Annotated in this window: 9 protein-coding genes; 4 read left to right on the top strand and 5 right to left on the bottom strand. The window is 67.4% G+C overall.

Annotated features, from left to right (window positions below; all coding sequences use genetic code 11):
* Window positions 1–15: 15 nt before the first annotated feature.
* From ACPEH1_RS02340 to ACPEH1_RS02350, 3 genes are read right to left on the bottom strand one after another with little or no spacing between them, the layout of a single operon-like run.
* On the bottom strand, window positions 16–3,108 hold the full coding sequence (locus ACPEH1_RS02340) for an efflux RND transporter permease subunit (RefSeq protein WP_017355587.1): 3,093 nt from the start codon (window positions 3,106–3,108) through the stop codon (window positions 16–18).
* Window positions 3,105–6,614 carry an efflux RND transporter permease subunit gene (locus tag ACPEH1_RS02345; protein ID WP_423715173.1) on the bottom strand — a complete coding sequence of 1,170 codons (3,510 nt, stop codon included), beginning with the start codon at window positions 6,612–6,614 and terminating at the stop codon, window positions 3,105–3,107. Before ACPEH1_RS02345 ends, ACPEH1_RS02340 begins: the two co-directional genes overlap by 4 nt.
* On the bottom strand, window positions 6,611–7,756 hold the full coding sequence (locus tag ACPEH1_RS02350) for an efflux RND transporter periplasmic adaptor subunit (protein ID WP_017355585.1): 1,146 nt from the start codon (window positions 7,754–7,756) through the stop codon (window positions 6,611–6,613). Before ACPEH1_RS02350 ends, ACPEH1_RS02345 begins: the two co-directional genes overlap by 4 nt.
* 204 nt (window positions 7,757–7,960) lie before the next feature.
* On the opposite strand from ACPEH1_RS02350, the gene ACPEH1_RS02355 reads away from it, so the two are divergent.
* Both ACPEH1_RS02355 and ACPEH1_RS02360 read left to right on the top strand, forming a co-directional pair.
* Complete coding sequence (locus tag ACPEH1_RS02355; RefSeq protein ID WP_026070702.1) at window positions 7,961–8,356, top strand: c-type cytochrome; 396 nt, start codon at window positions 7,961–7,963, stop codon at window positions 8,354–8,356.
* 8 nt (window positions 8,357–8,364) lie between these two features.
* Window positions 8,365–8,826, top strand: coding sequence for a c-type cytochrome (locus ACPEH1_RS02360; RefSeq protein ID WP_017355583.1), 462 nt, complete (start codon window positions 8,365–8,367; stop codon window positions 8,824–8,826).
* Window positions 8,827–9,203: 377 nt separating this feature from the next.
* On the opposite strand, the gene ACPEH1_RS02365 is transcribed toward ACPEH1_RS02360, so the two are convergent.
* Both ACPEH1_RS02365 and ACPEH1_RS02370 read right to left on the bottom strand, forming a co-directional pair.
* Window positions 9,204–11,087, bottom strand: coding sequence for an ATP-binding cassette domain-containing protein (locus ACPEH1_RS02365; protein WP_312707382.1), 1,884 nt, complete (start codon window positions 11,085–11,087; stop codon window positions 9,204–9,206).
* A gap of 23 nt (window positions 11,088–11,110) precedes the next feature.
* A complete protein-coding gene (locus tag ACPEH1_RS02370; protein ID WP_262071309.1) occupies window positions 11,111–12,025 on the bottom strand; it encodes a LysR family transcriptional regulator in 915 nt (304 codons plus the stop codon).
* A 102-nt stretch (window positions 12,026–12,127) separates the two neighbouring features.
* Between ACPEH1_RS02370 and ACPEH1_RS02375 the strand changes: the two genes are divergently transcribed.
* The gene (locus ACPEH1_RS02375) at window positions 12,128–13,207 is read left to right on the top strand and encodes a YeiH family protein (RefSeq protein WP_051008634.1); all 1,080 of its coding nucleotides are present in this window, start codon (window positions 12,128–12,130) and stop codon (window positions 13,205–13,207) included.
* Between the two features lie 199 nt (window positions 13,208–13,406).
* Entirely contained in the window at window positions 13,407–14,783 is a 1,377-nt protein-coding gene (dbpA, locus tag ACPEH1_RS02380) for an ATP-dependent RNA helicase DbpA (protein WP_423715175.1), read from the top strand.
* Window positions 14,784–14,794 lie beyond the last annotated feature (11 nt).

The following is a 14,794-nucleotide window of genomic DNA, read 5'->3' on the forward strand; positions in this document are numbered from 1 at the left end:
CGGCACCCCGTGGCATCACGCCGCTTCGATCACCGCGTCGGTGCCCTTCGGCGGCAATCCCCTCGCCCGCCGCACGAGGCCTGCAACCGCGCTGCTCAGGTCGTCCAGGATCGCGTAGATGGTCGGCAGGAACAGCAGGCTGACCACCGTGGAGAACGCCAGTCCACCGGCAATGGCACGTGCCATCGGGTAGTACGGCGGGCCGTTGCCGAGCAGCTGCGTGTCGGTCAGCGAGATCGGAATCATGGCCAGAATCGCCGTACCCATCGTCATCATGATCGGTCGCAGGCGCTCACGCGAGCCCTCCACCAGCGCCAGCGTGCGCCCTGCCCCGCGCCGGCGCAGGTTGTTGATGTGTTCGATCATCACAATGCCGTTGTTCACCACCACGCCCATCAGAACCAGGATGCCGATGAAGGACATGATTCCGAACGAGGTGCCGGTCAACCAGAACAGCCAGAACACACCGAAGATCGAGAACAGCACGCCGCTCATGATCGCCGCCGGGAACAGCAGCGACTCGAACACCGCCGCCATCACCACGTAGATCATGACCAGTGCGATCAGCAGGTTGAACATCATCTGCTGCATCGCCTCGTTGTCATCACCGTAGTCGCCGCCATCGAAGGTGAAGGTGTAGCCGGCCGGGAAGCTCATGGGCTTGAGCACCTCCTCCATCGCCTTGCGCCCTTCGGGCACCGTGACCTTCTCGGCAAGGTTCGCCTTGATGGTCAGCGTGGTCTGGCGGTTGGTGCGGCCGATCTGGGTCGCGGTCGGCTTGACCGTCACATCGACCAGGCTCAGCAGCGGCACCGAGCGGCCGTCACCGGTACGAACGGTGAAGCTGGCCAGGTCTTCGGGACTGCTCTGCTCGGCACCGGCAAAGCGCACCCACACCGGCACTTCGGTATCGCCGCGACGGAACTCGCGCATGGGGGCGCCGCGCAGCGCCAGGCCGACAAAGCTCGCCACCTGCTCGGCATTGAAGCCGAAGGCGGCCGCACGCTCGCGGTCAACATGGATGGCCAGTTCGCTGCCCTTCTCGCCGTTGTCGATGCGCACATCGCGCAGCTCTGTGCGCTGGGCCAGCAGGGGCAGCACTTCCTCGCCGATCTCCTGGAGCATCTTGGTCGAATCACCCACCAGCTGCACCTGCACCGACTGATTGCCGCCACCGCCGCCATCGCCGCCCTGGTTGCCGACGACGTAATCCGCACGTGCTGAACGCGGCAGGCCCTTGCGCAGCAGTTCCTGCACCGCAGGCAGGTTGTCGGCATGTTCGGTATCGAAGGTCACCGTGGTGCTGCTGCCTTCCTGCTCGCTGTACCAGGAGTACACCTGAGTGATGTGGAGCTTCTCGCGGTTCTCGTCGAGGTAGCGCTCCACCCGCGCCACTTCCTCGGACATCTGGACGTAGGTGTAGGCGCCCTTCCAGTTGTACCCGATGAAGATGTCCTTGCCGCCTTCGCCGCCGAACATGTCGATCTTGGTGAGCTTCATCGGCACCAGGCTGATCAGCACCACCAGGAAGATGCCGAACACGCTCCAGCCGCGGTGCTCCAGCGTCCATTGCAGGATGCGCGCATAGCGTCGCTGCAGGCGTGCGATCACGCCGGTCTCCGAATGCACCAGCTTGGGCGTCTTCATGCGCGCCGACAGCATCGGGATCAGGCTGACCGCGACCAGCCACGAGGCCAGCAGCGACACCGAGATGGTGATCGCGATCTGCGCCATGAAGATGCTGATGTTGTTGGTTTCGCCGAACAGGTTCGGCACGAACACGATGCAGTGGCACAGGGTGCCGGCGCTCAGCGCGATGGCCACGTTGCGGGTGCCGATGATCGAGGCAAGCACCGGCTGGTCGGGCATGCGCTCGCGTTCCTGGTAGATGCTCTCCACCACGACCACGGCATTGTCCACCAGCATGCCCACTGCCAGCAGCAGGCCCATCATGGTGAGGATGTTGAGGGTGACCCCCGCGAAGTACATGAAGCCCAGGGTGATCACGAAACAGATCGGAATGGCCAGGGTGACCATCAGCGTGGAGGGCCAGTGGCGCAGGAAGAAGAACAGCACCGTCACCGACAGCAGCAGGCCCACCGCACCGGCCTCGGCCAGCTCCAGCAGCGAGGAGGTGACCATCTTGCCCTGGTTGTCGATCACCTTGACCTGCACATCGCGCATCGATGACTGGCTGCGGATCGCTTCCACTTCGGCCAACGCCGCGCGCGACACTTCCACCAGGTTGGCGCTGCGCTCCTTGTAGATATCCAGGCCGATGGCGGGATTGCCATCCAGTCGTCGGCCAAAGTTCATCCGTGTCGGCTTCAGGCGTACCTCGGCGATGTCACCCAGGCGCAGGCCCTTGGTGTCGATCACCAGATCGCGCAGTTCCTGCAGGTCGGTGATCTCGCCGACCGGTTGGATGCGCACGCGCTGGCCGTTGTCGTCGATCTGCCCGGCCGAGATCGAGAAGTTCAGCGTGCGCAGGCGGTCGCTGAGGTCGTTGATGCTCAGGTTGTGCGCGGTCAGACGGTCGGGACTGATCGCGATCTCGACTTCATTGGGGGGCGCGCCGGAAATATTGACGCGGGCGACGCCGGGAATGCGCTCCAGACGCCGCTTGAACTCGCGGTCGAGCATGTCGTACGCGCCGGTCAGGTCCGAGGTACTGGCCAGGCGCACCTTCAACACCGGGTCGTCGCTGCTGGACCACTTGAACACGTTGTAGCGTTGCAGGTCGTCCGGCAGGTCGGTGCGGATCGCGTCGATCCGCTCGCGCGCATCGGAGGCCGCGATGGCGATGTCGCGATCCCAGTCGGTGAACTCGATGAAGATGCTCGCGCCCTCGGAGGTGGCCGAGGAGCGCATGCGCTTGATTCCGGTCATCGTCGCCAGCGCTTCTTCGGTCGGGCGGATGATGTTGCGCTCCACCTCTTCCGGGGTGGAACCGGTGTAAGGCACCTGGACGAACAGGAACGGGGCGGAGATGTCCGGCAGTGCCTCCAGCGGCAACCGGAACGAGGCGATCAGCCCCACCACCGCCAACGACACGAAACACATGATGGTGGTGATGGGACGACGGATGGAGAACTCGGCGACGCTCATGCCGGCTCCTGTGCGCTGCCGGCGGCATGGCCGCGCGGTGCCCGCGTGAGGTGGCGGCCGCGTTCGCGGTAGTAGGCATCGCCGCGACGGTCGAGCAGGTCGTATACGACCGGAATCACCACCAGAGTCAGCAGGGTGGACACCAGCAGGCCGCCGATCACGGTGATGGCCATCGGTGCGCGCACCTCGGCACCCTCGCCCATCGCCACGGCCAGCGGCAGGAAGCCGAACAACGTGCACAGGGTGGTCATGATGATCGGGCGCAGGCGCGAACGGGCGCCCTCGACCAGGGCCTCCTGCTTGGGCACGCCGGCTTCGCGCAGCTGGTTGACCTTGTCGATCAGGATGATCGCGTTCTTGGTCACCAGACCCACCAGCAGGATGAGACCAATGAACACCACCACCGAGATCGGCTTGCCGGTGAGCATCAGTGCCAGGATCGCACCGACCAGCGCCAGCGGGATGGTGAACAGGATGACAAACGGATGCAGCAGCGATTCGAACTGCGAGGCCATCACCAGATAGACCAGGAAGATGGCCAGGCCGAAGGCGAAGATCAGCGAGCGCGCGGAATTGGCCAGCTCTTCGCCCTGCCCGCCGATGTGCATGCCCACACCGGCACCGACCGGCTGCGCGGCGACCATTGCCTGTACTTCGCGCACCGCACCGCCGAGGTCGATGTCGCGCAGATTGGCCGACACCACCGCTACGCGGGTCTGATCGGCGCGATGGATCTCGCTGGGACCGTTGGTGGCGACCACCTCGGCCACCGCGTCCAGCGTGACCGGGCGGCTGCTGCCCGGGTTGACGATCAGGCGACGGATGCTGTCCACGCTGGCGCGGTCGCCTTCCTGCGCGCGGACCAGTACATCGATCTTGCGGTCGCGGAAACTGTAGCGGGTGGCAACGTCGCCACGCACTTTCTTGACCACCACGTCGGCGATCTGGCGCGTGGTCAGGCCCAGTGCGCCGGCGCGTTCCTGGTCGAAGCGGATCTGGATTTCCGGGAACCCTTCCTCGACCGTGGACTTCACGTCGGCGTAGTGCGGGTTGTTGCGCAGCATTGCCGCCAGTGCCTGGCCGGCACGCTCCAGCGTGGCCATGTCCTGGCCGCGCAGCTCCACTTCCAGCGGCGTGGAGAAGCTGAACAGTGCGGGACGCGCGAAATCGACCTGCACGCCGGGGTGCTGCTTCATGGTGTCGCGCAGGCGTTCGGTGATCGCCGCTTCAGTACGCGCATCGCCTCCCCCCGCCATCACCACGGTCAGCTTGCCGATGTTTTCGCCGCTCTCGGTCGGGCTGGCATCCAGACGCGTACCGCTGCCGCTGACGCCGTACAGCGACGCGATGCTGTCATCCCCGGCGTGTGCCAGCTGTACCTCGCGGACCAGCGCATCGGTCTGTTTGAGCGGCGTGCCGGCCGGCAGCTTGGCGGTCATCTCGAAGCGGTCCTGAGCCAGTTGCGGGATCAGGTCGGCACCGAGCATCGGCACCAGCGCGAGGGTCGCCAGGAAGGCGATCGCGGCCAGGCCGAGCACCTTGCCCGGATGCTGCAGGGCGTTGGGCAGCAACCGCAGATAGCCGCGCTCGGCGCCGGCGTAGGGCTTCATCACCACATCGCTGGCCTTGCGCATCACCGGGCCGATCACGGCGACCAGCAGGCGCCAGACGCGGACCACGGCCCACGCCACGCCGAAGAAGCTCCAGCGCGCCAGCGTGCCGATACCGCGACGGCCGCCTGCCACCGGCTTCAGCCAGCGACTCTCCGGCTGCCCCGTGGCGTGCGCCGGCTCAGCCGGGAAGGCCAGCGGCGGACGCCCCTTGAGCGAGCTCAACATCGGAATCAGGGTCATCGACACCAGCAGCGAGATCGCGATGGCGATCGCCACGGTCAGCGCTTGATCGCGGAACAGCTGGCCGGCGATCCCGTCGACGAACACCAGCGGCAGGAATACCGCAATGGTGGTCAGGGTCGAGGCCACCACCGCCATGCTCACTTCGCGGGTGCCGGCAATGGCCGCCTCGAGGATGCCCAGGCCACGCTCGCGCGCCTTGGCGATGCTCTCCAGCACCACGATGGAATCGTCCACCACCAGGCCCGTTGCCAGCGCCAGGCCGCCGAGTGACATGACGTTCAGGCTCAGGCCCAACTGGCCCATGAAGAAGAACGTCGTGATGATCGACACCGGCAACGACAGGCTGATCACGAACGTGCTCCAGCCATCGCGCAGGAACATGAAGATGATCAGGATGGCCAGGATGCCGCCGATCACCGCGTCCTTCTTGACGTCGCTGATCGCATGCTCGATGAAGCGCGACTGGTCCTCGATGACGGTCAGCTGTGCGTCGCCGGGAATCTGGTCCTTGATCTGCTCCAGGCGCTTGCGCAGCGCTTCGGCAGTGGCCACGGTATTGGCGTCACCTTCCTTGTAGATCGCCAGCTCCACCGCCTCGCGACCGCCCAGGCGGATGATCGCCTCGCGTTCCTTGAAGCCCTGGCGAACGCTCGCGACGTCCTTCAGGCGCACCGGCACGCCGTTGGCGATGTTGGTGGAGCTGGAACTGGATGCGCTCTGCGCGGCGGAGGCGGCGGCGATGGCCGCGTCCGAGCCGGTCGACGCCGCGATGGCGAACATCTGCTGCATGGCCGCGTCGGCGGCGTTGCCGTTGCTGCTCTGGGTGGTCACCAGCAGGTTGCGGATGTCCTCCAGGTCGGCGAACTGGTTGACGGTGCGCACCAGATAGCGCTGCGAGCCCTCTTCCAGGCGCCCGCCGGAGATGTTGATGTTCTCTTCTTTGAGACGCTTGATGACGTTGTCGATGGGCAGGTTGAGCTGGGCCAGCTTCTGCTGGTCGATGTCGACCTGGATCTCGTCCTCCAGGCCACCGCCTACCTTCACCGCCGCCACGCCGGTGACCGGTTCCAGCTTCTTCTTCAGGTCTTCATCAGCGTAGCGGCGCAGCTCGGTGAGCTGGCGCATCGCGTCGGCATCGGTGGCCGGATCGCTCTTGGCCGCAATCACCAGGCGCATGATCGGTGCGGTGGAGGGATTGAAGCGCAGCAGCACCGGTGCTTTCGCTTCCAGTGGCAGGTTCAGCGCCTCCATCTTGTCGCGCACCTCCAGGCTGGCCTGGTCCATGTTGGTGCCCCAGGCGAACTCCAGCACCACATCGCTCTGGCCGGTACGCGAGACCGACTTGAGCTTGCGCAGGCTCTTGACCACGCCGACGGCTTCTTCCACCGGCTCGGTGATCAGCGTTTCGATTTCCGCCGGTGCCGCACCGGTGTATTCGGTGCGCACGGTCAGTGTGGGATAGCTCAGGTCGGGCAGCAGGTTGACCTTGAGATTGCCCAGCGCGATGAAGCCGAACAGCAGCAGCGTGACGGTGAACATCGCGATGGTGACGCGGCGGCGGGTGGCGAACTCCACCAGGCCGCCGCCGTGGGCACCCGGGCGATCGCCCGCGTGCGGGTCGTTGCCGTGGTCGTTGCCGGCCGACGTCATTGACGGTTCTCCGCCTTGGCGGCAGGTGCCGCCTTGGCCACCGTTGCCGCCTTGGTACCGATCACCTGCACGGCAGTGCCGTCGCGCAGCGCCACCTTGCCCGCAGTGACCACCTGGTCGCCCGCCTCCAGCCCCGCGCGGATTTCCACCCACGGGCCTTCGGCATAGCCCAGCGTGACCGGTACACGCGTGACCTTGCCGGCCTGCACGCGGAACACCGCCGGCTCGCCGTCGTCAAGCAGCGCCAGGCGCGGAATCACCAGTGCATCGGTGCGCTGGTCGTAGTCGATGCGGATGCGGCCGAACATGCCCGGCTGCAATCCCGCCGCGTCTTCGCCGAAGCCGCTGACCACGCGGAAGGTGCCGCTGCCGGAATCCACCACCGGCGCAATGCGGTCAACGGTGCCGGGGAAGGATTTGCCGGGCAGCGCGTCGGCCACCAGCGTCACCGGCTGGCCGGGGCGCAGGGTTGCCAGCTCGCGCTCGGGCACGTTGAGCGTGGCCTCCAGGCGCGAGTTGTCGACGATGCGGAAGATCGGCGTATTGATCTGGACGAAATTGCCGGTCTTGATCGAGCGCGAGGCGATCACCCCGGAGATCGGCGCCACCACCGTCGTGTAGGACAGCTCGAGCGCCGCCAGGCGGTATTGCGCACGGGCGTTTTCCAGATCGAACCGCAACTGGTCGACGTCGGCGGCGCTGACCATCTGCTGGCCAACCAGCTTCTGGGCGCGCTGGTAGCTGTTCTCCAGTTTGTGCATCTGCGCTTCGCTCTGGGCCACGGCCAGGCGGGCGCGGTCAGGATCCAGGCGCACCAGCGGCTGGCCAGCGCGCACCGGCTGCCCTTCTTCCACCAGCACCGCCAGCGCCACGCCGGACGTTTTGGCGACCACCTGCGATTCGGCGCGCGGCTCGAGCGCCGCGGTACCGGTATAGCTGGCAGCGACCGCTCGACGGGTTGCGGCGACCGCTTCCACCGGAACCGCCTCGACCGCCTTGGCGGCCTTGGGGTCCTTCTCGGCAGCCTGGGCCTCGGTCGAACCACCGCCGGCGCCACAGGCGCTCAGCAACAGGGAAGTGGTGATCAGCAGTGCAGCGGCGCAGGTTCCGGTGCGGCCGTGCAGAAGAGTAATTCGCGACATCGTCGTGTCCCTGGGGGATGCGTGGGCAGGTGTGGTAGCAAAGTAATGCACCACGTCACGATCACACCATATCCCAAAGGTCATGGTGACCTTGGGCCGCCCCTCGGGCACCCCGGTTTCAGCTAGATGAAAACGCAGGCTATACTCGGGCCAGTTCCGTACCCCACGCCGGAACGACCAGACCCGTACAACGGAAAGGACATCATGCGCCCGCAGCCGCTCGCCGCTTGTCTTCTGGCCGTCCTCCTGCCCCTCGGGGCCGCCGCACAGGCCGCTACTGCTCCCGCCGTACCCGCCGTACCTGCCGCACCCGCACCGACCGCCGCGCCGGCCACGCCTGCCGCCCTCACCGGCCGCTACGACAATGGCCGCGTGCTCGCCTACACCTGCCAGGGGTGCCACGGCATCACCGGCTACAAGAACGCCTATCCCAGCTACCGGGTACCCAAGATCGGCGGCCAGACCCAGCAGTACCTCAGCCAGGCGCTGAGCGAATACCGCCAGGGCAAGCGCAGGCATCCGACGATGCAGGCGCAGTCCATGAGTTTCAGCGAACAGGAGATCGCCGATCTCGCTGTTTACCTGTCCACCGCCAAATAAGCACGCTCATGACGAAAGCCGCGCCGTTCAAGCGTTACGCCATCGCCCTGTCCGTTGCCCTGCTGCTGGCTGCCTGTTCGCAGTCGCAGGTGGAAAACAGTGCAGATTCCGCCGCCGATCCCGGCCATGCCAGTGGTGAACACGGATCGGGCTCCTCCGCCGGCCTGCCGGCCGGTCGCATCGCCGCCGGCGAAGCGCGGGCCCAGGTCAAGGGCAAGGCCACCCAGCAGAGCTGCATCGACTGCCACGGTGCCGACGGCAACCAGCCGATCGACCCGACCTACCCGAAACTGGGTGGGCAGTACGGGGATTACCTTGCCCATGCCCTGCAGGCCTACCGCGCCGGCGACCGCCAGCACGCGTTGATGACCCCGCAGGCAGCCGACCTCAGCGACCAGGACATCGCCGACCTGGCGGCATACTTCGGCTCGCGACCCAGCCAGCTGCGGGACCTGCACGGGTTGAAGTGACCGCGCGGCGCGACCGTTCGCCTGACGCAACAGCGTAGAGCCGGGTTCCACCCGGCTGCTCTTCGTTCGGGGGGCAAAGCGCCTGAAGCAACAGCGTAGAGCCGGGTTCTACCCGGCTGCTCTTCGTTCGGGGGTCAAAGCGCCTGAAGCAACAGCGTAGAGCCGGGTTCTACCCGGCTGCTCTTCGTTCGGGGGCAAAGCGCCTGAGGCAAGCCGGGTAGAACCCGGCTCTACGCGGCTGCTGTTGTCGTGCACGCCTGAGGCAAGCCGGGTAGAACCCGGCTCTACGGGGCTGCTGTTGTCGTGCATGCCTGAGGCAAGCCGGGTAGAACCCGGCTCTACGGGGCCGTGTGTGGACGCCTGATGCGCGCGTCCGGTCATGCGTCCAGTTCTTCCCACCGCGCGTACGCCGCATCCAGCTCGGCCTGGACCTTGCCGAGTTTCTGGGTGTGCGCGGCCATGTCGGCGGCGCTGCGCTGGTAGAAGGCCGGGTCGTTCATCGCGGCGGTAAGACCTTCGACGTCCTTCTCCAGGGCCTCGATCTTCAACGGCAACTGTTCCAGCTCGCGCGCGTCCTTGTAGCTGAGCTTGCGCTTGGGCGCCGCCGCTTCGGCGGGGGCCGCGGCCGTCACGGCCGGCTTGGCTGCCGCCACCGGGACCGCCGCTGCGGCGGCGGCCATGCGTGCGGCCTGGCGCTGCCAGTCGCTGTAGCCGCCGACGTACTCGCCCACCACGCCGTCGCCTTCCATCACCATCGTGGACGTCACCACGTTGTCGAGGAAGTCACGGTCATGGCTGACCAGCAGCAGCGTGCCGGCGTAGTCGCCGAGCAGCTCTTCGAGCAGCTCCAGGGTTTCCACGTCCAGGTCGTTGGTCGGCTCATCCATCACCAGCAGGTTGGACGGCTGCGCGAACAGCTTGGCCAGCAGCAGGCGGTTGCGCTCGCCACCGGACAGACGGGTGATCGGCGCACGCGCGCGTTCGGGGGTGAACAGGAAATCCTGGAGGTAGGCGTGCACATGTTTGCGCTTGCCGTTGACCTCGATGAAGTCCTGGCCTTCGGCCACGTTCTCGATCGCGGTCCAGTCCTCACGCAGCACCGAGCGGTACTGGTCGAAGTAGGCGATCTGCAGGTTGGTGCCGGCGCGCACTTCGCCGCTCTGCGGCTGCAGGTCGCCCAGCAGCAGCTTGAGCAGCGTGGTCTTGCCGCTGCCGTTGGGGCCGATCAGGCCGATCCGGTCGCCACGCAGGATGACGGTGCTGAAATCCTTGACCATCGTGCGCTCGCCAAAGGCGAACGAGATGTCCTTGACGTCGATGACCTTCTTGCCGGAATTCTCCGCCTGCGCTGCTTCCATGCGGACGTTGCCGCCGAGTTCACGCCGCTGCGAGCGTTCGTTGCGCATCGCCTTGAGCCGGCGCACGCGCCCTTCGTCACGGGTCCGTCGCGCCTTGATGCCCTGGCGGATCCAGACTTCTTCCTGGGCCAGCAGCTTGTCGAAGCGCGCGTTTTCCTGCGCCTGCGCGTTGAGGCGTTCTTCGCGACGGCGCTCGTAGTTGGCCCAGTCGCCCGGCCAGCTGGTGACCTGGCCGCGGTCGATCTCGACGATGCGGGTGGCCAGTGCACGCAGGAAGCGACGGTCGTGGGTGACGAACACCACGCTGCCATTCCAGTTCTTGAGGAACATTTCCAGCCAGTCGATGGCTTCGATGTCCAGGTGGTTGGTCGGTTCGTCGAGCAGCAGCAGATCCGGCGAAGACACCAGCGCACGGCCGAGCAGCACGCGGCGCTTCATGCCACCGGACAGGCGCGCGAACTCGGCCTCGCCATCCAGATCCAGCTTGGTCAGGGTTTCGCTGACGCGCTGGTCCAGGCCCCAGCCGTTGGCCGCGTCGATCTTTGCCTGCACATCCGACAGCGCATCGCCGTCGAATTCGTCGGCGTGGCTGAGGTGGTGGAACTCGGCCAGCCACTGGCCCAGCTCACCCAGGCCATCGGCGACCACGTCGAACACGCTGCCGGCCGCGCCGTGCGGCACTTCCTGCTCCAGGCGGGTGATGCGCACCCCCTGCTGCACGCGGATTTCGCCGTCATCGGGCTTGTGGTCGCCGGACAGCAGCTTGAGCAGGGTCGATTTGCCGGCGCCGTTGCGGCCGATCAGGGCAATACGCTCGCCCGGCTCGATCGACAGTTCGGCTTTTTCCAGCAACAGCGGGCCGCCGACGCTGAAGTCGACGTTTTGCAGAGTAATCAGAGGCATCCGACCATTGTACGGGCTGGCGGCTACCGCGTCGCTGACCCGTGCGCGAACGCCTCCGGGGGCAGTGCCAACAGGTCTCCCAACGGCGGCGGTACGCGCCTGCCCGGGTGGCGCACCACCCACAACTGACGCGACAGCGGCGGCAGCGGCGTGTCCAGGATGCGCAGCGTGCCCAACGCCACAAGATCGGCCACGGCATGGCGCGACAGGCAGGCCAGTCCCAACCCGGCGGCAGCGGCCTGCTTGATCGCCTCGGTGCTGCCCAGCTGCATCGCCCGGCCGAAGTGGTGCAGGTGCGGCAGCAGGGCCTGCTCGACCGCCTCGCGCGTGCCCGAGCCGGGTTCGCGCAGCAGCCAGCGCGCTGCCGCCAGGGTCGGCAGGTCCACGTGCAAGGGCAGCTCGGCGTTGCCACCTGCCACGATCACCAGCGCGTCGCGCTGCCACGGCAGCACCTGCAGGCCACTTTCGTGGCAGGGCCCTTCGATCACGCCGAGGTCCACGTCCAGCCGCTGCACGGCAGCGACCACCTCGGCGCTGTTGCCGATCCGCAGGTCCACCTCCGCCTGCGGATTGGCCGCCAGCAGCGCCGCCACCCGCTGTGGCAACAGGTAATTGCCGATGGTGGTGCTGGCGCCGATCCGCAGCTGCAGGGGCAACGGCCCGGCCGCCCCCGCCCGGCCCACGCCGGCCAGCTGCTCCAGGTCGGCGGCGGCCACCAGCAGCGCACGGGCCGGGTCCAGCAGCGCGCGGCCGTGCGCGTTGAGCACCAGGCGCCGGCCGATCCGGTCGAACAGCGGCGCCGCCAACTGCCCCTCCAGCTCATTGAGGGCCGCGCTGGTGGCCGACTGCGACAACGCCAACTGCAGCCCGGCCGCCGCCGTGGTGCCGGCGTCGGCCACGCCGACGAAAACCTGCCATTGGCGCAGTGTCAGATGCATGGGCCAATTAACCCATATAGCGGGTTGAAATGACATGAACAATGCGTTTTACAGGTTCATGTGGCCGGCGCAGGCTATCACCCAGCACCCCTGGAGACTGCCGTGAACGCGTCCACCGCTCCCTTGCCCGCCACCACCACTGCCGCCCAGCGCTGGCGCAGCCGCGTGCCCGGCCTGCTGCTGACCGCCGCAGTGGCCGCCGCGGCGATCGGTCTGGCCACCCTGCCGTGGCTGCAGGCGCATGGCATCAGCGCGCTGACCCTGGCAATCGTGCTCGGCATCGCGCTGGGCAACACCGTGTACCCCCCCCTGTCAGCGCCGGCCGCGACCGGGGTGGGCTTTTCCAAGCAATGGCTGCTGCGCGCCGGGATCGTGCTGTACGGGCTGCGCCTGACCTTCCAGGATATCGGCCAGGTCGGCGTGGCCGGGGTGCTGGTCGATGCGCTGGTGCTGACCAGCACCTTCGCGCTGGCCTGGTTGGCCGGTACCCGCTGGTTCGGCATTGACCGGGGTACTGCACTGCTGATCGGCGCGGGCAGCTCGATCTGCGGCGCAGCCGCAGTGATGGCCGCCGAACCGGTGGTGCGCGGGCGAGCGGAGCAGGTCACCGTCGCGGTATCGACCGTGGTGGTGTTTGGCACCGCGGCCATGTTCCTGTACCCGGCGCTGTACCAGCTCAACCTGGCCCATGCCTGGGTGCCGATGAGCGAAACGCTGTACGGCGTGTTCACCGGTTCGACCGTGCATGAGGTGGCCCAGGTGGTCGCCGCCGGGCGCGCGGTCAGCGAGGGAGCCGCGGACACGGCGGTCATTGCCAAGATGGTGCGGGTGATGATGCTGGCCCCGTTCCTTGTCGCGCTGTCGCTGCTGCTGGCCCGCCGGCAGGGCGTCCGACCGGGCGCGGCACCGGCGAAGATCGTGGTGCCGTGGTTTGCCTTCGGCTTCGTCGCGGTGGCAGGGCTCAACTCGCTGCAGCTGCTGCCGGCCGGGCTGGTGGCGCTGGCCATCCAGGTGGACACCGTCCTGCTGGCGATGGCGATGGCGGCGCTGGGCCTGACCACCCATGTGTCGGCCCTGCGTCAGGCCGGCATGAAACCGCTGCTGCTCGCCCTGCTGCTGTTTGCCTGGCTGCTGGCCGGCGGGCTGGGCATCAACCTGGGCGTGCACGCACTGCTGGGGTGAGCACCGTCCCCATGCCCTCTGCGCAGATGGACCGTGAACGCATTGCCGTTGTTGATCGCCGCCGCCTGCTGTCCCGTACCGCCGGGTGCCGGACCGCTACGGTGCACGGGAGGAAGCCGGGGAGGGACTGCGGGCGCACGATCCGGCCTCAAGCCTGCCGGCACACGCCCGGTGGCTGGCGCACCGGGTAGAATGTGCCATGAATGAATTCTCCGAACTGCCCCTGTCGGCCTCGCTGGCGGCGGGCATCGACGCGCTGGGTTATACCCGCCTGACCCCCGTGCAGGCGCAGAGCCTGCCGGCCATCCTCGACCGTCGTGACGTAATCGCCCAAGCGCCGACCGGCAGCGGCAAGACTGCCGCCTTCGGCCTTGGCCTGCTGCAGGCACTGGACCCGGCCGTGATCCGCGCACAGGCGCTGGTGCTGTGCCCGACCCGCGAGCTCGCCGACCAGGTCGGCAAGCAGATCCGCAAGCTGGCCACCGGCATTCCCAATCTCAAGCTGGTGGTGCTGACCGGCGGCATGCCGCTGGGCCCGCAGCTGGCCTCGCTGGAGGCCCACGATCCACATGTGGTGGTGGGCACGCCGGGCCGCATCCAGGAACTGGGGCGCAAGCGCGCCCTGCATCTGGGCGGAGTCAAGACGCTGGTGCTGGACGAAGCCGACCGCATGCTCGACATGGGCTTCGAGGAGCCCATCCGCGAGATCGCCGGGCGCACCAGCAAGGATCGCCAGACGCTGCTGTTCTCGGCCACCTTCCCCGACGAGATCCGCGAGATCGCCCGTGTGCTGCTGCGTGACCCGATCGAAGTGACCGTGGAAGGCGCCGACCATGCGCCCGCGATCCGCCACCTGTTCTGCGAGACCGAGCTGGCGATGAAGCAGAAGGCGCTGGCGGGCCTGCTGCTCAAGTACACGCCCGAGTCGACGGTGGTGTTCTGCAATACCCGGCGCGACGTCGACGAGGTGGCGCTGTCGCTGCAGCAGTTCGGGTTCTCCGCCCTGCCCCTGCACGGCGAGATGGAACAGCGCGACCGCGATGAAGTGCTGGTGCGCTTCGCCAACCGCAGCTGCAACGTACTGGTGGCCAGCGACGTGGCCGCGCGCGGACTGGACGTGCAGGACCTGGCGGCGGTGATCAACTACGAGCTGCCGACCGATATCGAGACCTACGAACACCGCGTCGGCCGCACCGGTCGTGCCGGTGCCACCGGCCTGGCGATCAGCCTGGTCACCGGCCGCGAGCGCAACCGCGCCGACGCGCTGGAAGCGGCACAGGGCGCGCCGCTGGACTGGCAGAAAACCCCGCTGGCGACCGCGCGTCCGGCCGTACTGCCGCAGGCGGCGATGGAGACGCTGCGGATCGACGGCGGCAAGACCGACAAGCTGCGCCCCGGCGACATCCTCGGCGCGCTGACCGGCGAGGCCGGGCTGTCCGCCAAGGTGATCGGCAAGATCGACATCTACGCGACGCGGTCGTACGTGGCCATCGCGCGCGAGCACGTCGGCCGTGCGATCGCACGGCTGGAAGCGGGCAAAATCAAGGGCCGTCGCTTCCGCGTGCGGAGGATGTAAGGGAGCGGCCG

This window comes from Stenotrophomonas sp. NPDC077421 (assembly GCF_049545505.1).
In the GTDB taxonomy this organism is placed as follows: Bacteria; Pseudomonadota; Gammaproteobacteria; order Xanthomonadales; family Xanthomonadaceae; genus Stenotrophomonas; species Stenotrophomonas nematodicola.